The sequence below is a fragment of the Tessaracoccus luoxuelianae genome, from assembly GCF_055326245.1.
Genome location: NZ_JBUZNO010000004.1, coordinates 218199 through 237464, shown reverse-complemented (window position 1 = coordinate 237464; position 19266 = coordinate 218199). Strand labels below are relative to the sequence as shown.

General features: G+C 66.8%; 18 protein-coding genes. 1 reads left to right on the top strand and 17 read right to left on the bottom strand.

Annotated elements, in window-relative coordinates; genetic code table 11:
• Positions 1–2 precede the first annotated feature (2 nt).
• The 15 genes from adhP to ACZK39_RS07905 all read right to left on the bottom strand — a co-directional run bounded on the left by adhP (position 3) and on the right by ACZK39_RS07905 (position 13408).
• Positions 3–1025, bottom strand: coding sequence for an alcohol dehydrogenase AdhP (gene adhP, locus ACZK39_RS07975; RefSeq protein ID WP_463613010.1), 1023 nt, complete (start codon positions 1023–1025; stop codon positions 3–5).
• Positions 1022–3040, bottom strand: a complete 2019-nt coding sequence (pta, locus tag ACZK39_RS07970) for a phosphate acetyltransferase (protein ID WP_463613009.1) — start codon at positions 3038–3040, stop codon at positions 1022–1024. The genes adhP and pta overlap by 4 nt, the downstream gene beginning before the upstream one ends.
• Positions 3037–3315: a hypothetical protein gene (locus tag ACZK39_RS07965; RefSeq protein WP_463613008.1), complete on the bottom strand. Its 279-nt coding sequence runs from the start codon at positions 3313–3315 to the stop codon at positions 3037–3039. The genes pta and ACZK39_RS07965 overlap by 4 nt, the downstream gene beginning before the upstream one ends.
• Before the next feature lie 8 nt (positions 3316–3323).
• On the bottom strand, positions 3324–3956 hold the full coding sequence (locus ACZK39_RS07960) for a hypothetical protein (RefSeq protein ID WP_463613007.1): 633 nt from the start codon (positions 3954–3956) through the stop codon (positions 3324–3326).
• Between the two features lie 2 nt (positions 3957–3958).
• On the bottom strand, positions 3959–4837 hold the full coding sequence (gene eutJ, locus ACZK39_RS07955; RefSeq protein WP_463613006.1) for an ethanolamine utilization protein EutJ: 879 nt from the start codon (positions 4835–4837) through the stop codon (positions 3959–3961).
• A gap of 7 nt (positions 4838–4844) precedes the next feature.
• Positions 4845–5453 (bottom strand): cupin domain-containing protein, encoded by a 609-nt coding sequence (locus ACZK39_RS07950; protein ID WP_463613005.1) that lies wholly within the window; start codon positions 5451–5453, stop codon positions 4845–4847.
• A 45-nt stretch (positions 5454–5498) separates the two neighbouring features.
• Positions 5499–5786: a BMC domain-containing protein gene (locus ACZK39_RS07945; protein WP_463613004.1), complete on the bottom strand. Its 288-nt coding sequence runs from the start codon at positions 5784–5786 to the stop codon at positions 5499–5501.
• A gap of 169 nt (positions 5787–5955) precedes the next feature.
• Positions 5956–7467, bottom strand: a complete 1512-nt coding sequence (locus ACZK39_RS07940; RefSeq protein ID WP_463613003.1) for an aldehyde dehydrogenase family protein — start codon at positions 7465–7467, stop codon at positions 5956–5958.
• A gap of 12 nt (positions 7468–7479) precedes the next feature.
• A complete protein-coding gene (gene eutL, locus ACZK39_RS07935) occupies positions 7480–8136 on the bottom strand; it encodes an ethanolamine utilization microcompartment protein EutL (protein WP_463613002.1) in 657 nt (218 codons plus the stop codon).
• Between the two features lie 16 nt (positions 8137–8152).
• Positions 8153–9058 carry an ethanolamine ammonia-lyase subunit EutC gene (gene eutC, locus ACZK39_RS07930; protein ID WP_463613001.1) on the bottom strand — a complete coding sequence of 302 codons (906 nt, stop codon included), beginning with the start codon at positions 9056–9058 and terminating at the stop codon, positions 8153–8155.
• Positions 9059–9062: 4 nt separating this feature from the next.
• On the bottom strand, positions 9063–10430 hold the full coding sequence (locus ACZK39_RS07925; RefSeq protein ID WP_463613000.1) for an ethanolamine ammonia-lyase subunit EutB: 1368 nt from the start codon (positions 10428–10430) through the stop codon (positions 9063–9065).
• 30 nt (positions 10431–10460) lie between these two features.
• A complete protein-coding gene (locus ACZK39_RS07920; protein WP_463612999.1) occupies positions 10461–11945 on the bottom strand; it encodes an ethanolamine ammonia-lyase reactivating factor EutA in 1485 nt (494 codons plus the stop codon).
• A 26-nt stretch (positions 11946–11971) separates the two neighbouring features.
• Positions 11972–12262, bottom strand: coding sequence for a EutN/CcmL family microcompartment protein (locus ACZK39_RS07915; protein WP_463612998.1), 291 nt, complete (start codon positions 12260–12262; stop codon positions 11972–11974).
• 7 nt (positions 12263–12269) lie between these two features.
• Entirely contained in the window at positions 12270–12506 is a 237-nt protein-coding gene (gene eutH, locus ACZK39_RS07910) for an ethanolamine utilization protein EutH (RefSeq protein ID WP_463612997.1), read from the bottom strand.
• Positions 12404–13408 carry an ethanolamine utilization protein EutH gene (locus ACZK39_RS07905; RefSeq protein WP_463612996.1) on the bottom strand — a complete coding sequence of 335 codons (1005 nt, stop codon included), beginning with the start codon at positions 13406–13408 and terminating at the stop codon, positions 12404–12406. The genes eutH and ACZK39_RS07905 overlap by 103 nt, the downstream gene beginning before the upstream one ends.
• Positions 13409–13609: 201 nt before the next feature.
• Here ACZK39_RS07905 and ACZK39_RS07900 point away from each other — a divergent pair, with 201 nt between their 5' ends.
• Positions 13610–14500, top strand: a complete 891-nt coding sequence (locus ACZK39_RS07900; RefSeq protein WP_463612995.1) for a helix-turn-helix transcriptional regulator — start codon at positions 13610–13612, stop codon at positions 14498–14500.
• Positions 14501–14842: 342 nt separating this feature from the next.
• Here the strand turns inward: ACZK39_RS07900 and ACZK39_RS07895 are convergent, their stop codons facing one another.
• On the bottom strand, positions 14843–15757 hold the full coding sequence (locus ACZK39_RS07895) for a proteasome assembly chaperone family protein (RefSeq protein WP_463612994.1): 915 nt from the start codon (positions 15755–15757) through the stop codon (positions 14843–14845).
• A 128-nt stretch (positions 15758–15885) separates the two neighbouring features.
• Entirely contained in the window at positions 15886–19239 is a 3354-nt protein-coding gene (locus ACZK39_RS07890) for a DEAD/DEAH box helicase family protein (protein ID WP_463612993.1), read from the bottom strand.
• Between the last annotated feature and the right edge of the window lie 27 nt (positions 19240–19266).

Sequence of the window (19266 nt, the reverse complement as noted above, 5' to 3'; positions counted from 1 at the left end):
GGTCAGAACTCGAGGACCGTGCGACCTGGCAGCGACGAGGACTCCATCTTGTCAAGGATGTCGTTGACATCTGCCAGGGCGGCGGTGTGCACCTCCGCCTTGATGCGCGCCTGGGCAGCCAGCGTGAGCGCCTGCTTCAGGTCGAATCGGGTTCCGACGATCGAGCCCCGCAGAGTGATGGCACGCATCACCATGTCGTAGATCTCCAGCGGGAAGGCGCCCGGCGGAAGCCCGTTCAGGACCACCGTCCCGCCTGGGCGCATCATCCCGACCGCCTGGCCGAAAGCCGACGGTGACACTGCAGTGACGAGCGCGCCGTGGGCTCCGCCGATCTGGCGCTGGAGATAGCCGACCGGTTCGGTCTGGCGCACATTGATGGTCATGTGCGCGCCGAGCCGGGCCGCGAGCGTCAGCTTGGCGTCGTCGACGTCGACAGCGACCACCTGATACCCCATCGCCCTGGCGTATTGGACCGCCAGGTGTCCCAACCCGCCGACACCTGAGATGACGACCCAGTCACCGGCCATGAGGTCGGCCACCTTGAGCCCCTTGTAAACGGTGAGGCCCGCGCACATGAGCGGAGCAGCCTGCTCATAGGTGAGGCCATCGGGCACATGCGCGACATAGCCGGCGTCGGCTGCGATGTACTCGGCGAACCCGCCGTCCACGTCGTAGCCGGAACGCTGCTGCCGGGGGCAGAGCGTCTCCCAGCCGGACAGGCAGGCGTCGCAGCGACCGCAGGAGCGGTGGAGCCACGGCACCCCGACCCGGTCGCCGATCCGCACCTCGTCGACCCCATCGCCCACCTCGACGACGTCGCCGACCGCCTCGTGGCCCGGGATCCGGGGCAGGTCGGGTTTGTCCGGCCAATCGCCATGCACCGTGTGCAGGTCGGTGTGACACACGCCGCACGAGCGCACCTTCACGAGCACCTGGCCACGGCCGATGGTGGGCACGGGCAGGTCCTTGAGTTCCAGGTGTTCACCGAACCGCGTAACGACGGCGGCACGCATCAACCTCGTCATGTCCTCTCCATTCCCGCCTGGATCGCGGTGATCGCGACGGTGTTGATGATGTCCGAGACGAGGGCCCCACGGGACAGGTCATTGACGGGCTTGTTGAGTCCCTGGAGGACGGGGCCGATCGCCAGCGCCCCTGAACTGCGCTGCACGGCCTTGTACGTGTTGTTGCCCGTCTGTAGATCCGGGAAGATCAGCACGGTCGCCCGACCGGCCACCGGAGAGTCGGGCAGCTTGGTGCGCGCGACGTCCGGGTCGACCGCAGCGTCGTACTGCAGCGGCCCGTCGACGGGCAGTTCCGGCGCCCGCTCGCGGACCAGCCGGGTGGCCTCGATGGTCTGTTCGACGTCGGGTCCGCTTCCGGAGGCCCCGGTCGAGTAGGACAGCATGGCCACCCTCGGCTCCACGCCGAACTGGCGTGCGGTCGCCGCCGACGCGATCGCGATCTCGGCCACCTGGTCCGGGGTAGGGTTCGGATTCACCGCGCAGTCGCCGAAGACCAGCACCCGGTCCGCCAGGCACATGAGGAACACCGACGACACGACTGAGATCCCCGGCCGGGTCTTGATCACCTCAAGCGCGGGCCTGATCGTGTGCGCGGTCGTATTGACCGCCCCGGAGACCATGCCGTCGGCTAGCCCCTCGAGCACCATCATGGTGCCGAAATAGCTCACGTCAGTGACCTTCTCGCGGGCCTGGTCGAGGGTGATGCCCTTCTTGGCGCGCAGCTCGGCGTAGCGGGCCGCGAAACGTTCACGCAGGTCGCTGGTGGCGGGATCGACGATGCGGACGCCGGGCAACCCCAACCCGAGCTTTGCCGCCCTTGCCAGGATGGTTACGTCATCGCCCAGGAGGGTCAGCCGGCAGACGGTCTGGGTGAGCAACCGGTCGGCGGCCATCAACACCCGATCCTCGGTGCCCTCCGGTAGCACGATGTGCCGGTCGGCGGCGCGGGCCCGCTCCAGGAGCTGGTGCTCGAACATCAGGGGGGTGACGACATCGGATCGTCCCGTGGCCGCGGAGGCGAGGAGAGCGTTCAGATCCACGGCGGCGCTGAGGTCTCGCTTCGCCTCCGCGACGGTGGCCGCAGCGATCCGGCCCGGCACGGAGTGCTCCGCGAACGCCAAGCGGGCCACGTCCACCGGCTGCGGCGTGCTCATCAGCGGCACGCGGATCGCGGCACGGTTCCACAGGTCAGCGACGCCGTCGGCGACGGGCCATGGCCCGGCCGCGATCGCCAGCGCCGGGTACGGGAACGCACCACTGAGCCCGGCGACGGCCAGGCCGACCCCGATCTCGGCGCGGTCTGCGGAGAAGATGACGACCGAATCGTCTCGGACCTGCGACAGCAGGTTCGTCAAGGTCATGTCCGCGACGAGCACGCGACCGGCCTGCACCGGGATCGCGGCCGTGCCCCCGAGCCGGGCGGCATCAAGAGCGGAGAGCGCCTCGCCTGGCGGGCGGGCAGGTAGTTTCTCACTGACGGCGTGGACCGGCACACCGACGGGCCCGACAGCGGTGGTCCCGGAGGTGGGGACCAGCACGGCCAGTACCCTGGCCAGGTTTCTGCGCGCCTCATCAAGGGCGACGTCAATCCGGGCGCGCGTGGGTCCGGGTCCACCGTCGGATGGCACGATCAGCACCATCGGCACTCCGAGGTTGGCCGCGATCCTCGTGTTCCAGGAGAACTCCACCGGCGCCAGGGAACAGTCGTACTCGCTCCCTAGAACCAAGACCTGGTCTGCTCCGTCGGCGCATGCCCGGAAGCGGGAGATCGCCTGCCCGACGGCGGCGGTCGGGTTCGCCAGCAACTCCTCGGCGGTGGCGCCCCACGCCCCGGACGGATCCTGGCCGGCCACCTCGGCGAGCGCGTCGAGCACCGGGTCGCCCGCGGCCTCGGCAACGATCGGCCGGAAGATGCGGACCACCCCCCCGCGACCTGCCAGGTGCGCGAGCACCCCCGCACCGAGGCGCAACAGTTGCGGACAGTGCAGCGTCGGGCAGAGGTAGAGGGCGATCATCGCCGCAGCGCACGCTCGATGATCGCGTCCAGACCGTCAGGGGCGTAGCCGAGTGCCTTCACGACCGCTTCGCGGATGAGGACTGCCGTCGGGTCCGACTTCGCCGCCGGTTCCACGGTCGGTGGGGCATCGCCGGGGATGAGCCGGACCCCATGCTTCAACGCATGTTCGCGGGCGAGGGCCGTGACGATGTCGCCGTGGGCCAGTCGGAGTTCGTTCGTACCTGCGGAAAGCAGTTCGTCGACCGAGGCTGTGGTGAGGATACGCCGTGTCATGGTGAGACCTAGCTCTGCTTTCCGGAGACCGAGTTGATAGCGATAATCGCAGCGTCCCGGGCAGCCGCGACATCTGCTTCCGTGCCGGACATCCACATGCGGCCATAGACGCCGATCGAGCTCATGTGGTTGAGGAACACGGGCGCGGCCTTCTCCGCCTCGTTCGCCGCGAGGGTGATGTAGGCGGCAGGCTCGACCTCGAGGACAAGCATCGTCTGGCCGCCCTCGATCATGGTGCCCTGGTTGAAGCGGTTGAGCACCTGCGCCTGCAACGGGTGGATGTTGGTGACCATCTGCTCGGAGGCAACCTTCGGGGCCAGCCTGTCCGCGATCGTCAGACCGAGCGACTCAAGCACGACCTCGCCAGCGCGCAACACCTCGGCCTGCGACTCGGAGTGCACCTCGAACATCCCGAACTGGCGCTCCACGACCTGCGCACCAGGCTTGACGTCGACCGCCTTGAGGACGCTGTCGACCACCCGGAACACCCAGTTACCTGGGGCCATCTCCACGTAGAGGCTGCTCATGCCCTCCACCGGCGGCGAACCGGCCGCTATGGTGCCCACGAATGCGGCGAACTGTGGCTGGATACGGTCGAGGTGACAAAACGCCCTCAATTGGAACTCGGACTTGTCGGCCATCGTCAGCGGCCTCCCTTCGATGTGAATGGTTCCGCCCAGCCGGCGACCCCTAGTGGAGTCACGAGCATGGGCTGGGGCGCGACTGACGACGGCACCCCGGTGATTTCGGTCATGATGTCCGCGATGCCGGGGAACGCGGCGGTTCCCCCGACGAGGTGGATGGTCTGTACGTCGTGGCCGACTATGGCCGATCCGACGATGGTGGCTACCTTCTCCAGCGTCGGGCGGACGACCGGCAGCAACTCGGCCTGCCACTTGGGGGATCGTTTGCGCTTCTCGGCCTTCTCGAACGGGATCTTGTAGGCCCCGGCGATGACAAGGCTGAGGTGCGTCCCGCCGGTGGGCTCGTCGACGTTTGCGACGATCATGCCGTCCTTGAGGATGGCGACACCCGTGGTGCCTCCTCCGATGTCGACGACGGCGCCGTCGGCAATCCTCAGGACCGCATTGGCCGCAGTGGTCTCGTCGACGACTGCGGTGCAGTCGATGCCTGCGCCCTCGACGACGTAGCGGTGGGCGCGGTGGTCGGAGTTACTGACGGCGGGCGGAATGGTCACCGAACCGCTGCTGAGTTCGCGCCCTGTGACGTCCTCGAGGCGCCGCTTCAGGCCCCGCACGATCTGCTGAGCCCCCGTGAAGTCCCACACGACGCCGTCCCTGACGACGTCGGCGAAAGCGTTGGCCGCGGCGAGTGGGCGCCCGGCCTCATCCGTGACGACGATGACTGTGAACGCGGTGCCCAGGTCGACGCCGACCCGGATCGCGACCGACGGGTCGATCGCGGCCGGACGCTTCAGTGCGGCGGCCGCCTGCTTCATCAGTCTCGCGACATCGGGAGCCGACGGGGGCCGGCTGCGCTCATCGCTTCGGGGCGACAGCATCGGAGAGTTAGACCTCCTCCCAGTTCGCGGGGAAGGTGACGTAGACGAACTTCGCCCAGGTGGGTGTCCCGAAGGTGATGCGCGAGCCCTTCGGCACGTAGAGGATGTCGCCGGGGCGACCGATCTTGCCGCCGGCGTCGCCACCCAGGTGCAGTTCCCCTTCGAGCACGATCTGCACCTCGTCGTAGTTGAGCGTCCAGGGAAAGCTGCCCTGGGTGATGGTCATGTATCCCGCTGCCATCGGCGCCCCGTCCGCGTCGGTCACGACGTCTCCGGTGGCCACCTGCATCCCGGGTGGAGGTCCGGGATAGGGGAAGGGGTCGAGCTTGGACTCACCGAGGCGGGCGAGTTTGACGGGGTGCCGGGTGGTGGGGGCGGCCAGTGCGCCCCCACCTGATCCCAGCATCGCGGTCACTAACGCACGGACCTGGTCGGCCAGGGCATCACCACTCGAGGGCGCGGCTGAGGGTGTGGCCTCTCCCACGCGCACGATGTCGATCCCTCGCTCACGCGCCACATCGCGCGCCAGAGGCGTCACGATCGCGTCACGCGCGACGAGCATGGTTCCTCCCGAGGCCTGCTCGACCTCGGCTGCGGCTATGACCGGTCTTCCCATTTTCTTCATCCACTCACTGGTTGGTGGCCGTGCGGGTCAGGAGATTCAGTCCCGGTGCGGGAGGATGACCTCGACGTCACCGTGCGGGCGCGGGATCACGTGCACGGAGATCAGTTCGCCTACGCGACCTGCGGCTGCGGCACCGGCGTCGGTGGCGGCCTTGACCGCACCGACATCGCCACGGACGAAGACGGTCACCAAGCCGGCGCCGATCTGTTCCTTGCCGATCAGCCGCACGTTGGCGGCCTTCACCATCGCGTCGGCGGCCTCGATGGCCCCGATCAGGCCTTTGGTCTCGACCATGCCGAGGGCGATCATCTGGACATCTGCCATTGGAGTACTCCTTCTGGTAACAGGGGTTTGGTTGGGTGCTGGGTCGGGGGTCGAGGTTGTCTCGGCCCATTGGACGGTGGACTGTTCAGTTGTGCCTGCCGCTGGCGCGACTGGTGCCTTTCGTGTGCGCTTCCGCGCCGGGGACGGGGTTTCGCTCATGCGCTGCCTCCTAGCTCTGCTTCTTCAGCTCGGTGAGAATCCGACGGACGACATCCTCGATCACCCGTGCATCGGCCGTACCTCCTTCGGGACCCACCCTGCCGACAGGCTGCTTCGTCTCCCCATCGGCGATGCCGCCGTGGGCGCGGGCGGCCGGGGTCGCATCGTGCAGATGGTACGAGAGACGCTTGACGTTGAGGACGTTCTCGACCGTGATGTTGTCGCTGACGACCGCGCCGCCGAGACCGCCTGGGCCGAGGGTGAACGAGGGTCGCAACCCGGTGGTGGACCCGACGCCGCCGAGGCTGCCCCAGGTGTTGACCAGGATCCGGAAGGCCGGCTGCTCGATGCCATAGGCCAGGATCGAATCCTCATCCTCGGAGTGGATGACTGCGGAGTGTCCGTCGCCGCCGAAGGTGAGGAGCTGGGTCGCCCTCTCGAAACCGGCCTTCCAGCCGTCCTCGACCATCCAACCCAGCACCGAGGTGAGCTTCTCCCGCGACAGCGGATACTTCGGGCCGATGCCGCCGAGTTCAGCGACGAGGATGCGGGTGGCAGCGGGCACCTCGATACCGGCGAGCCGTCCGAGTTCCTGCGGGGTGCGACCCACGTAGGAGGCGATCATCATCCCGTTCGGACGGAACATGCTGCCGGCCAGCCGTTCGGCCTCCTCCGCGGTGAGCCACTGGGCGCCGAACCGCTGCATATCGGCCTTGAGCCGCTCGGCGATCGGCCGGTCGGCGATCACCGCCTGCTCCGTCGCGCAGATGGTGGAGCAGTCGAAGGACTTCGACTCCACGAGCATCTGCGCGGCCCGGGCCACGTCGGCCGTCCGATCCACGTAGGCGGGCACGTTGCCGGGGCCCACGCCGAGCGCCGGCTTGCCGCACGAGTGCGCGGCGAGCACCATTCCGGGGCCCCCGGTGGCCAGGATCATCGAGACGGCGTAGTGGTTCATCAGCTCGTTGGTGCCCTGCAGGCTGAGCTCCGTCATGCAGGACACCAGGCCTTTCGGCATGCCGGCCGCCTCCCCCGCCGCGACCATGATCCTGACCGCCTCCGCGCTGCAGTTCTTCGCCGACGGGTGCGGTGCCACGATCACCGCGTTGCGTGCCTTGACACCGATGAGGATCTTGAAGATCGCGGTCGAGGTCGGGTTCGTCGAAGGAGTCAACGCGCACAATACGCCGACCGGGGTGCCGATCTCGACGATCCTGCGGGCCTCGTCGTGACGAAGAACCCCGCACGTTGGAACGTCCTTGATCGAATCCCAGAGCCCCTGGGCCGCGAACTCGTTCTTCAACCTCTTGTGGGCGGGATAGCCGAACCCGGTCTCCTCGTGCGCCAACTGCCCGAGCCTGCCGGCCTCGCGCATCGCCGCCGCCACCATGGCTTCGCAGATGCGGTCCACCTCATCCTGAGGGGCGAACTGGAATGCGCGCATCGCCTCCCTGGCTGCGACGGCGAGGTCGCGGGCCTGTTGGACCGACCGGAGGTCGGCGTCCATGTGGTTGTCCTTCATCGTCGTCACCTGTCAGTACTTCTTAGGGTGGGCCGCCACCTCAAGAACCGCGTCCTGGAAGGCGGAGCAGGCGGCCCGGCAGGCGCTCTGCGAGCCGGTCAGCCAGCCACCCGAGAAGTTCGTCTCGCTCGGTGGTTCGAAATAGGTGGCGACGGAGACGTCGGCCGCCTTCAGCGCCAGGTCGAGGGCGAATGTCGCCTCCAGCGGCGGCGCGATCAGGTACGCCATCGGCTGGCCGAGCGGGATGCCCGCCTCCTTCGACAGGTAGCTGCCCGTGCTGGAGATCAGGTGCGGGAAGAAGTTCAGTTCGCCGGCCTCGTCAGCCGAGTAGAACCACGCCTCCTCCTCGCAATACGAGACACAGGCGTCGACGCCCGCGCGGACCTCCGCAGGCGTCGGACCCGCCAGCATGCCTATGACCTCGCCCGAGAGCGGGCCCGACGGGTAGCCGGAGCCAGCGTAGAAGCTCTTGGCATAGACGACATCGACCTCTGCGTACTTGGTGGCATCGTCGAGAGAGACGTAGAGCGCATCGTCGATGTCACAGGTCAGCAGGCCTATCGAGCGCTGATGGTCCTGGAGATTGAGCTTCTCGGCAAGGCCGCGGTCGATGTTGGAGATGATGCGCACCGCCAGAATTGTCGGCTTCACCGGTTCAAGAATTCCCATTGTTCGCAACCTTTCCTTAGTCCCCGGCAACCTCGCGGAGCTTGACTCCGCTGGCGCTGTACTTGGTCATCCGCTTGATGAACTCGACGATGTAGGCGCCTGCCTCAAGCGGGTTGGTGCCACCGTGCGTCGTGATCATGCAGATCAGGTCCCGGTCGGCGTCGGACTTGCCCGGCTGAGGGTCAAAGCCCATGTAGGCGCTCATCGCATCGGCAATGCCGAGGCCCGGCCGCTCGCCGATGAGCAGCACGACCACCTTGGCCTTGATGACCGAGTTGACATCATTCATGATGCCGACGCGGCCGTTCTCGATGAAGAACGGGGTGCCGACCGTGAGACCCGCCGACTTGAGCCCCTGTTCAATCACCGGATAGATGTCGCGCAGGTTGTTGTCGATCGCGGCTGCCGACAGGCCATCGACCACGCACAACTGCACGTCCGGGCCCTTCACACACCGTTCCTCGATCAGCTTCTTGCCTTCGTCGCTGAGCAACCTGCCCAGATCTGGACGGAGCAGGAATTCACCGCGGTCGGCGACCCGGCTGGTGACGGTGAACAGGTTGAACGCGGCGCGCACCTCGTCGCTCACCACGCCATAGATGGCGTCCTGGGTGACGCCGTGGTCGGCCTGGAACAGCAGTGCCGTCGCGGTCTTTGGCCTCGGCCCCGCCCGGCCGACGCCGAGCCGCGCGCTGGTGGTGCCCATCAGGTTCCGCAGGCCGTCAGCGTCGTACGGGTTGTCCACCAGCATCGCGCGCCTCGGCGCATCCAGCGTCGGGTCGGCAAGGTCGATGACCAGTTCACCGCCGTCCCGCCGAATCACCGAAGGGCCGGAGGCCTCTGCCGCGTCTCGGGGCTCGAGGCCCTCCTGGCGCAACTCGGACAGGATCCGGGCAACGATCTCCTCAATGTTGACACTCATCTGTTCACCTCTTCAGGAAGAAGGACGCGTCGCCTGCGATGTCGGTGAGCTGGCCGTCCTTCCACAGGCCCACCTCCTCCATCCACGCCTCGAACTCGGGCAGCGGGCTGAGCCCGAGGGCCTGCCGCAGCGAGGGCGCATCGTGGTAGCTCGTCGTCTGGTAGCTGAGCATCGCGTCGTCGCCCATCGGGATTCCCATGATGAAGTTGACGCCGGCCGAGGCCAGCAGCACGGCGAGGTTGTCGTTGCTGTTCTGATCAGCCTTGGCGTGGTTCGTGTAGCACACGTCGCAGCCCATCGAGATGCCCGTGAGCTTGCCCATGAAGTGGTCCTCCAGGCCGGCCCGGATGATCTGCACCGAGTCGTAGAGGTACTCGGGGCCGATGAACCCCACCACCGTGTTCACCTGGAACGGATTCCAGCGCTTCGCGATCGCATAGTTGCGGGCCTCCAGGACCAGCTGATCGGCGCCATTGTGCGCTTCGGCCGACAGCGCTGAACCCTGCCCCGTCTCGAAGTACATGTAGTTGGGGCCGGCAGTCACGCAGTACTTCTGAGCCAGCTCGTTGGCCTCGTCCAGCAGGTCGACGGAAACACCAAAGCTCTCCATCGCCTTCTGTGAACCGGCGATCGACTGGAACACGAGGCCGACGGGGGCACCCCGTCTCATGGCCTCCATCTGCGTGGTGACATGCGCGAGCACGCAGTTCTGGGTGGGCACCTGCCACTTCTCGATGATCCCCCAGGTCATCTCCAGGAGGCGTGCGACGGAGCCGACGGTGTCGTCAGAGGGGTTGATCCCGATGACCGAGTCTCCTGAGCCGAAGGACAGCCCTTCGTAGATGGCGGCCCGGATCCCGTCGACCGAGTCGGTCGGATGGTTCGGCTGGAGCCTTGAGGCCAGCGTTCCAGGCAAACCCATGGTGTTGGCGTTGTGCGTCACGACCCGGAGCTTGCGCGCCCCGACGACGAGATCGAGGTTGCCCATCAGCTTGGTCACCGCGGCGACCATCTCCCCGGTCAGCGCATTGCTGACCCGACGGATGTCGGCACCGGTGGTCTTGTTCGACAGGATCCATTCGCGGAAGTCGCCGACAGTCCAGCCCTTGATCTCCTGATAGATGGTCTCGTTGACCGCATCGTCGATGGCGCGCGTGACCTCGTCCTCGTCGTAGGGCACCACCGGGTTCTCGCGCAGCGCGCTCAGCGGCACCTCGGCGAGGACATGTTTGGCAGCCACTCTCTCAGCGGCGCTGCGTGCCGCGATGCCCGCTTGTTGGTCGCCGGATTTCTCCTCGTTGGCCTTAGCCAACAGGTCCTTGATGTCGGCAAACTCGTAGGTGTGCCCGAACAACTTCGTCCGCAACAGCATCTCGTCACCCCCTGGTCTTTCTGCCCATGGTCAACTCCCGGGTCGTGTTTCGTTTTCGGTTGGCTGATAGAAGACGAGCGTCTTCACGGAGACGGGCACCACACGCCCGTCGAAGAGCGGCTCGCCGATGTCGATGAAATCGCCCTCGCCCAGTTGGATCTGGTCCACGACGATCAATGCCAGTTCCGGTGCCCTCTGCTTGATCGTCTGGCCGAGCACCTGTGCGTAGTCCTCCTCGATGGCCAGCACGAGCGGCCGGTCGCGAGGCAGGTGTCGGCGGGCGAACACCACCAAGCCGTCGGCCAGCGTGCTGAGTTGCGCGAAGTCGATCCGCGGCGGCAGCGGCAGCGACACCGCGAAGGCGCCTTCCTGGCCGGCTCCCCTGTCCCACCTTTCAACCGCCTCGCCGAGCGCGTCCGCCACCGCATCCGAGCTGGTCAGCCCTGGGGTGCGCTCAAGGATGCGCGGCTCGATCACCGGCGCGTTGCGCAGCGGCAGATGGCCGTCTTCGGCCCAGATCGTGGATCCCGACAGGGTCACCTGCTGGCTCGCCGCGCCGAGCACGGTGGCCCGGAGCGTCTGCTCTGGCCGCTCGATCCGGAGCTCGGCCCAGCGGGGGTTCTCCCGCAGCGCCTCCGCGAGCAGTGGACCGATGTCGCCATACTCACTGACCTCGGCCAGGGTCGTGGCCGGTGCGTGGTCGTAATAGAGCTGCCCGACGCCGCCCGACACGAAGTAGGCCGCCACTGGGCCGTCCACATCGAGACGGGGGCTGAGCGCAGCCTTCGCTCCGAGCGGCGTCTCCACCCCGAGGCAGAGGTCCACGACGATGTCGGCCATGGCCACCGCAAGCCTGCGAAGGTCCGCCAGGCGTGCGACCTGCCCCACGCGGAGGTCGAGACCAAGCTGGTCCGCGATGATCCTCCCCGTCGGCGCGAGGTGCTGGAGCCGAGCAGTGCCGCGGTCCAGAACCGCCTGCCTGCCGCCGACCATCGACCCCGCGGAGGCGATGTGGCGACCCGAGCGGAACAGCGCCGCGTTGGATGATCCGCCGCCGATGTCGACGTTGACTACGGAGGCGTAGTTAGCGGCCGACCACTGGGCCGCGCCCGACCCACGACCGGCGATCTGCGCCTCCAGGTTCGGCCCTGCCACAGTGACGACGAAGTCGCCTGCCAGGTCGCCAAGGCTATGCAGGATCTCCTCTGCGTTCCGCGTGCGGGCCGTCTCACCGGTGATGATGACCGCACCGGTCTCCACCTCGTGAGGCTCGACGCCGGCGAGCGAGTACTCATGGCGGATCAACTCGGTGAGTCGCTCCACGTCCACCTCGTCGGGCGAGAGCAGCGGCGTGAAGTGAGCCTCCCCCTGATAGCGGACCTTGCGCGCCTCAATGTCCAGCCGCGGAACGCGGCCCAGCCGAGCCTGGTTGCTGATGGACAGTTCGGAGAGGACCAGCTGAGACGTGGTGGTGCCGATGTCGATCCCGACGCTCAACATGTCACGTGTGCTCATGGTCCCGGTCCTCCCTCCCGTCCCTGTCAGCTCTTCCTGAACGTGGTCTCGCCGTCGACCTCGAGCGAGTCGAGGATGGCGAAGATCACCGCATCGACCGGCGCCCCGGCAGTCAGGTCCGTGTGCCGACCCGCGCTGCCCTCGGCAATCAGCACGAGTTCGCCGTGACCTGCGCCGACGGCATCTACCGCGACGAATGGCTCGCCGAAGAGTTCGTCGCTCGCGGAGGCATGCCGAACGATGAGCAGCTTGCTGCCGCGCAGCGCCTCGACCTTGATGGTCGAAACCGCCGAGCCGATGACCCGCGCGATGATCATGGACTGATCACTCCCCAGCCTCGGTTGCCACAGCCTCTTCGACATCGGCGTCGGAGGGAGGATTGGACTTGGAGAACAGCAGGAGCGCCAAGGCGACTGCGCTGATGCCGGCGATCAGCTTGCCTGCGATCATCGGAGCGATCATGTCTCGAGCCACACCGGCCGTGAAGCCGAGGTGGTCGCCGAGCACGAAGGCTGCACCGACCGCGAACGCTGCGTTGAGGATCTTGCCGCGCCTGTCCATGTTCTTGAATATATCTCGAACATGGCGATGTTGTTGGCGAGCGTGGCAATGAGACCGCCGGCCGCCGACTTGTTGATGCCGATCAGCTTGCCGAGCGAGCCGAGCGGCTTCGCGCCGAAGGTCACGATCAGGTGCACGGCCGGGAAAGCGCCGAGCAGCATCATGCCGATGGAGCCCACGATGGCCAAGCCTTCAGTCACCGGCAGGAGTTCCCAACCGGCAGGCATGATCTGAACACCGGTCATGGTCTCGAAGACGCCGATGACCAGACCGATGGAAATGATGAAAACCAGACCCTTGCCGAACCAGAGGAAGCCGGTGGTCATCGCGTCTGGCTTCAACCAGAGCCCAACGGCGATCAGCGCCGCCGCGAGAATGATCGGGATCGTGTTGACCAGCACGAAACCCATCGGCATCCCGGCGACCGCGCCGGAGGTGATGACGCCGAGCGGGATCGTGACGATGCCTGCGAGTACGCCCTTGGCCAGGAATGGTCGATCGTTCTTGTCGATGATGCCGAGCGCAACGGGGATCGTGAACACGATCGTGGCGCCCATCATGGCACCCAGAATGAGGCCGGAGAGGCGCTGCGCGTCAGGGTTGTCTGTCATCGCCTGCGCCAGCGGCCAACCGCCCATGTCGTTGGCCAGCAGCGTGCCGGCGAACATGGCGGGGTCTGCGCCGAACAGCTTGTAGACCGGTTCGACGATCGGCCCGAGGATCTTCGCGAGCACCGGTGACAGGGCGTAGACACCCACCATGGACAGGGCGAGGGGGCCCATCGCGTTGAACCCCTCTTCGAACTTCTCTCCCAGTCCGAACCTATTTCCGATCGCCCGGTCCAGTCCCCCGAGGACCATGCAGATCATCAGAATCCAGACGATTACGTCGTTGATGCCCACGTACCATCCCCCTCAACACTGAAAGGCTTCTGTTGTGAACGGTTCCGCTCACCTATTCCCCGCAGTCTAGGGAGCCAACCGATACACGAACCGACCCACTTGCTACAAAAAACCGCCATCTCGTACTTGCCCCCCTGGCCTCCAGGGGCGCTGTTAGGCTGTCCGAATCTGGCAACAAGCGCTGTCAAGGGGGAATTACCCGTGGAGTCGAGCGATGTCCGTGACTGGATCGGCTACGACCCTGCCACCAGGTGTGACGAGGCCCCGGTCGAATTCTCTGTCTCCATCTCGATGGGCGGTGCCGCGGGCACGGTGCTGTCCGGCACAGTTCTCTTGGACCGCGAACACGAAGCCGCCTCGTTCCAGGAGTTACAGCGGGCCGCCGACGCCATCTTCCAGCTCACCAACGGCACCCTCAGGAAGGTGTCGACCTCCGCGCCCGTCCTCGAGATCGACCACATGGCGAGGAACGTACGCGCCCATGACTTCGCGGGCAACCTCGACCTGCTCGGCGATTATCTCGACCGACTGCTGCCCCGCTGGAGCCAGAAGGTGCCCAGCATGGCCCTGGCTCCGTACGAGGACGCCCTGATGAGCATCGCCACCGACGAAGGCCCCGATTGCGCACGGGCCATGTCTGCGACCGTGTTGCGGAGGCGTCGACAGCGGCGTGCCGACATGAACCGATACGAGTGTCAGGTCCATTGTGAGCGCCTGCTGGTGATGCTTCACGGCCTGGTTACCCCGAGGATCGCCGAACGTGACCGGACCATGGCGACGCTACTGAACGAGATCGAGAGGAGCCCGATGGACTACCTCACCGTCGGGAGGGCCGCTTCATACCTGGCACTGTCCGAATCGCATTTCGCCAGGCAGTTCAAGCAGCACACCTCGCAGAACTACAACCACTACGTCACGTGCAAGCGCTTGGACCGTGCGAAGCTCATGCTTGAGCACACCGACAAGCCCGTTCGACGGATCGCCACGGAACTAGACTTTCAGCCCGTCAACTACTTCTCCCGCACGTTCAAGAAGCACGTGGGCATCACCCCAAGCCAATACCGGCAGGAGCGCGCGCGCGGCACCTCGTGAGCCGTGCCGCGACTGCTGGCCCGACCGCACGCCGGGAATTGTGATACATGTGCATCAGACGGGTCGGGGAGACCGCCGTGACGAGGTCGTCACCCGTCTTGAAGGATCGATCGGGGCACGATAGTCACGATTGCTGAGCATGCAGCACCACAGGCTGCTGCTGGCGCTCTTCGGGGCGCTCACCATCCTCTGCGCGTTCCCAAAGCGCGGATCCTCGTCCCCGAACTGGGCAACTCGGTCGGGGAGCTGACGACCTTCGATCATCTCGAGAGTTGGGCTGCAGCTGAACCCCTACCGCAGGGTCGATGCCTGAGGGTCCGACACGGCTGACACCAGAGTGCGTCAGTCAGTCTCGTCGTCGGAGACCGTTCTGAGGAAGTTCTCGAACTCCGCGCCGAGCTGCTCGGCCGACGGGATCGGCGAGCCCTCGGCCCACAGGTTCGGCAGGTGCTGCCCCTGGACGAACGCGTCGTACTGCTGCTCCAGGGCGGCCACGATTGCGCTGATCTCCTCGTTGCCCTCCACCTCGGCGGCGATGGCACGACGGGTGGCTTCGGCCTTCGCGATGAGGGCGTCGTTGGGCAGGTTGAGCCCAGTCAGGTCGACGATCGCGTTGAGCGCCGCCAGGGCCCCCTCGGCGAACTCCGAGGCAGCGAGGTAGTGCGGGACGTGAACGGCGAAGCCGGCAGCGCGGTGCCCGGACTGGCCCAGACGCAGCTCGAGCAGGGCGCCGATCGAGGCGGGCACCTGCACGCGCCCGAACGGCGACTTCACCTCGCCGATGAGGGTGGCGTCCGTGGCGTGCGCGGTGATGCCGACCGGCCTGGTGTGCGGCACCCCCATGGGGATGCCGTTGACGGTGACCACCAGCGTGACCCCCAGCGCCGCGACGATCTCGCGGATGGCCTCGACCACCCGGTCCCACTGGAAGTCCGGCTCCGGTCCGGTGAGGAGGTGGTACCCGTGACCGTCGCGGTCCGTGAGCCGGTTCAGCACGATGGCGGGAGCCTCGTACTCCGCCCACCTGTTGGTGTCGAAGATCATCACCGGGCGGCGGCCCCGGTAGTCGAAGAGCTGGTCGACGTCGAAGGAGGCGACCACCTCGGCGTTGCCGGTCCCGATGAGGTGCTCGCTGAGCATGCCCTGGACCTGTCCTGCGTCGATGAAGGCGCCCAGGGCCACGAGAAGCACACCTGAACCCGGAGCGTTGCGGTCCGCCTCGGTGGTGAAGCGGTAGAGGTCAGACGGGTTCTGCACGGCACAAGCCTTTCACGACGGTGGAATCATTCATGGCTAACCTCCGGATGCCCCCACGGATTCCCACCCACTCTACGCGGTGCCCATGACCCTCCGTCGACGGCGCAGCACCGGTCCCTGGTACTGGCTCAGGCGACGACCGCATGGGCCTTGATACTGCCGAGGATCTCGACGATCTGACCCACCTGTGCCTCGGGGAAGACGAAGTCCGGCCCCGTGGGCGCCCGATCCGTGTACGGCGACTCGAAAAGGCGCGCCGGCTCCATGACGCCGTTGGCGGTGAGCTCGTCGACGATCAGGGTGACGAAGCGCACCTGGTCGACGGTGTAGCGGTTGCCGTCCAGGAACTCCCCGAAGGCCTCCACAGCGGCCGGGCGGTCCAGGCCCACCAGCGATCTCACGAAGAGGCCCAGACCCCCGGTCCGTTGGGCGGCACTCTCGATGTCGGTGGGCGCGGCCCCGCTGTCGATCAGGATCGTCTCGAGCGCGACGAGGTCATCTGGAGTCAACTGCTTGTTCCGACGGAGCCTCTCCACGGCCACATTGTTGGCATGGGAGCGGAGGAACGCGGCGGCCTTCGCCCGGAAGCGCTCCATGTTCGTGCCTGGCGTCACTCCTGGGAGTTGAATCTCCACTGCGGGAGTCAGGAGATCCTCGAAGTCCGTGTAGATCGGGTTGTGGGCGCTCTTCTCGACGAACCGCACGAGTGAGCGCAGCCGGAGGCGCGCCACCTCCAGCATCGGCAGGGGCACGTCCACCCACCACCCGTCGCCGGCAACGGCCTCCAGCAGCTCCGCCCTCTCGGCGACCGACGGGATAGCGATCCTGGCCAGCAGCGACTCCGCCACCGCCTGCACGGTCTGCCGGATGCGCTCGGCTGTCACGGTGTCGCCGTCGAGCTGGGCGAGCTGCCGGCGGAGGATCAGCGCGTCGAACCTCTTGGCGTCGACGTCCGGATCGGTGACCGTGGTGGGTAGGCCGGCAAGAGCGAGGGCCGCCTCGGCTGCGTCGCCGTCGAGCCGCTGCCAGGACGCCGGTTCGGCGAATCGCTCCACCATTCGACGGTGCGGCCGGACGATGACGTTGTCCAGGGTCATCCCCGCCACGTGCTCATGCAGGATCCGGGCCACCTCATCGCGGAGATCGCGGTCCGTCTGGGCCCGGTCCAGCCCTGTCACGAGCGAGAGCCGCATCTCGTAGAGCCGCTGCGTCAGCGATCTCTGCGTCGATCCCTCGGCCGTGGCGGAATCCTGGCTGAAGAACTCGAGGTTGCCGCAGAAGTCGAAGATGAGGAACTCGCGCTTGTCCTGGCCGGGGCCGAACAGATCGGGGCGGAGCCTCGTGCCGCGGCCGATCATCTGCCAGAACTTGGTCTTGGAGTGCACCGGCTTGAAGAACACGAGGTTGACCACGTCGGGCACGTCGATGCCCGTGTCGAGCATGTCGACGCTGACGGCGATGTGGGGGGCCTTGCCGGGCTGGGAGAAGTCGTCGATCAGCGAATCGGCGTAGGTGACGTCATGGGTGATGACGCGGGCGAAGTGGCCGGCCGTGCCGGGCCAGCCGAGGTCGAAGCGCTGGGCGATGAACTCGGCATGACGGCGGTTGCGGGCGAAGATGATGGTCTTGCCGATGCGGTCTCCCGCGTCCACCTTGATCCCGTCGGTCATCAGCGTGCCGAGCACCTGATCGACGGTGTCCTCGTTGAACAGGAACCGGTTGATGGCGTCTGCGCCCACCTCGGCGGGGGTGCCGTCGTCACCCCAGTCCAGGGCGTCCCAGTCGTCCTTCTCCTCCTCGGTCAGGTCGTCGTACCTGATCCCCTGGCGGAGGAACCTGGTGCCGACGGCGACGGCGCGCGCCGGCACGAGATAGCCGTCCGCGACGGCGTCCTCCAGCGGGTAGGCGTCCGTGGGCACGCCGTCCTCGAGGTGGAACAGCCGGTACGTGTTGTGGTCCACCTCGTCCTTCGGGGTGGCGGTGAGGCCGACGAGGAGGGAGTCGAAACGCTCGAAGATCGCGCCGTACTTGGCGTACACCGATCGATGCGCCTCGTCGATGATGACGAGGTCGAAGAAACCGGGGCCGTAAAGGTGTTCCCCGTTGTCGTCGGTCTCGTTGAGGAGGTTCAGCATCGTCGGGTAGGTGGAGGCGAAGACGCGTGCGTCGCGGCTCTTCTCCTGGAGCAGGTTGACCACGGGCGTCGACGGGAGATGCTCGTTGAAGGCCCGGGCCGCCTGCTTGACGAGTGCGGTGCGGTCGGCGAGGAACAGCACGCGCTTGACCCAGTTGGCCCGCATCAGCTGTTCCACCAGCGCGATGACGGTGCGGGTCTTGCCGGAGCCCGTCGCCATCACCAGGAGCGCCTCGCGCTTACGGTGCTCGAGGGCGTCGTCGACGGCCTTGATGGCCCGCACCTGATAGTGCCGGCCCGCGATGTCCTGGTTCACCGACACCGAGGCCAGCGGGCGCCTGGTGGTGCGTCGCTGGACCATCAGTTCCAGCTCGGACCTGGTGTAGAACCCCTGCACCTGCCGACGGGGGTAGCCGGCGGCGTCGTCCCAGATCCAGTGCTCGTAGCCGTTGGTGAGGAAGATCACGGGCCGACGGCCGAACCGCTTGTCCAGAGCGTCGGCGTAGAGCTTGGCCTGCTGCTCGCCGACGTCCGGGCTCCGCCCGGTGCGCTTGGCTTCGATGACGGCCAGCGGGAGCCCGTCGGCGCCCCAGAGGACATAGTCGACGAAACCGCGGCCGGAGGCGTTGGGCATGCCGCCCACCTCGAACTCGCGGTCCCTCGCCTCGTCGAGCGGCCAGCCGGCCTCGCGGAGGAGGAGGTCGATGAAGGTGTCGCGGCTCTCTGCCTCGGTGTAGTCGTGCAGGTCAGTGAGGGTGGTGGCCTCCTGCGCGGCGCGGATCCGCTCACGAAGCTCAGCATTCTCGGCCTCGACCTTGGCCAGCAGGTCGTCGCGGTTGGCGAGTTCGGCCTTGTGTGCCTCGTCCTGCTCCCGGAAGCGGGCGGCCAGCGCGATGGCCTCGTCCCTGCTCAGCGGCGCCATCCTCGCCGCGAGGGTGGGGTCGAAGACAGCGGAGGTGGGCACAGCCCCGGGCGCATCGGAGTACCGGAACGCGGCCCAGATCACGAGGTGGTGGACCTCCCTCAGCACCGCGAGCGCGTCGCCGCCCTGCACCGGCGTGATGCTGTGGGCAGCGGTGTTGCCTAGCCTGCGGACGAGGTTGAGCTTGCCCTGGATGCCCAGGCCCACCTTGGCGGCGAAGGACGCGTCGTTGATGCGGGCGTTGAGGTCGTCGCGGTAGGGCAGTGGGAGCTGGAGCACGTCGTAGAGGTAATCCACGAGGCGCTCGGTCACCCGTCGGCCGTAGATGCAGGCGGACCGGGGGTCTGACCTCAGATAGCCCTCGGCACGGACGCAATCGGTGAAGAGCTCAGGCCAGATGGGCTCGACGAAACGGAAGTTGCTCATCGAACCCCACTCATGGGCGTCAGACTA

Bases quoted from the DNA above. Each gene is read 5' to 3' on its own strand.
- ACZK39_RS07945 (WP_463613004.1), bottom strand. From the start codon at position 5,786: ATGGCAGATGTCCAGATGATCGCCCTCGGCATGGTCGAGACCAAAGGC.
- eutC (WP_463613001.1), bottom strand. From the start codon at position 9,058: ATGAGTGTCAACATTGAGGAGATCGTTGCCCGGATCCTGTCCGAGTTG.
- ACZK39_RS07950 (WP_463613005.1), bottom strand. From the start codon at position 5,453: ATGGGAAGACCGGTCATAGCCGCAGCCGAGGTCGAGCAGGCCTCGGGA.
- eutJ (WP_463613006.1), bottom strand. From the start codon at position 4,837: ATGCTGTCGCCCCGAAGCGATGAGCGCAGCCGGCCCCCGTCGGCTCCC.
- eutL (WP_463613002.1), bottom strand. From the start codon at position 8,136: ATGGGAATTCTTGAACCGGTGAAGCCGACAATTCTGGCGGTGCGCATC.
- ACZK39_RS07960 (WP_463613007.1), bottom strand. From the start codon at position 3,956: ATGGCCGACAAGTCCGAGTTCCAATTGAGGGCGTTTTGTCACCTCGAC.
- pta (WP_463613009.1), bottom strand. From the start codon at position 3,040: ATGATCGCCCTCTACCTCTGCCCGACGCTGCACTGTCCGCAACTGTTG.
- adhP (WP_463613010.1), bottom strand. From the start codon at position 1,025: ATGACGAGGTTGATGCGTGCCGCCGTCGTTACGCGGTTCGGTGAACAC.
- ACZK39_RS07965 (WP_463613008.1), bottom strand. From the start codon at position 3,315: ATGACACGGCGTATCCTCACCACAGCCTCGGTCGACGAACTGCTTTCC.
- ACZK39_RS07940 (WP_463613003.1), bottom strand. From the start codon at position 7,467: ATGAAGGACAACCACATGGACGCCGACCTCCGGTCGGTCCAACAGGCC.
- ACZK39_RS07920 (WP_463612999.1), bottom strand. From the start codon at position 11,945: ATGAGCACACGTGACATGTTGAGCGTCGGGATCGACATCGGCACCACC.
- ACZK39_RS07890 (WP_463612993.1), bottom strand. From the start codon at position 19,239: ATGAGCAACTTCCGTTTCGTCGAGCCCATCTGGCCTGAGCTCTTCACC.
- ACZK39_RS07925 (WP_463613000.1), bottom strand. From the start codon at position 10,430: ATGCTGTTGCGGACGAAGTTGTTCGGGCACACCTACGAGTTTGCCGAC.
- eutH (WP_463612997.1), bottom strand. From the start codon at position 12,506: ATGGACAGGCGCGGCAAGATCCTCAACGCAGCGTTCGCGGTCGGTGCA.
- ACZK39_RS07915 (WP_463612998.1), bottom strand. From the start codon at position 12,262: ATGATCATCGCGCGGGTCATCGGCTCGGCGGTTTCGACCATCAAGGTC.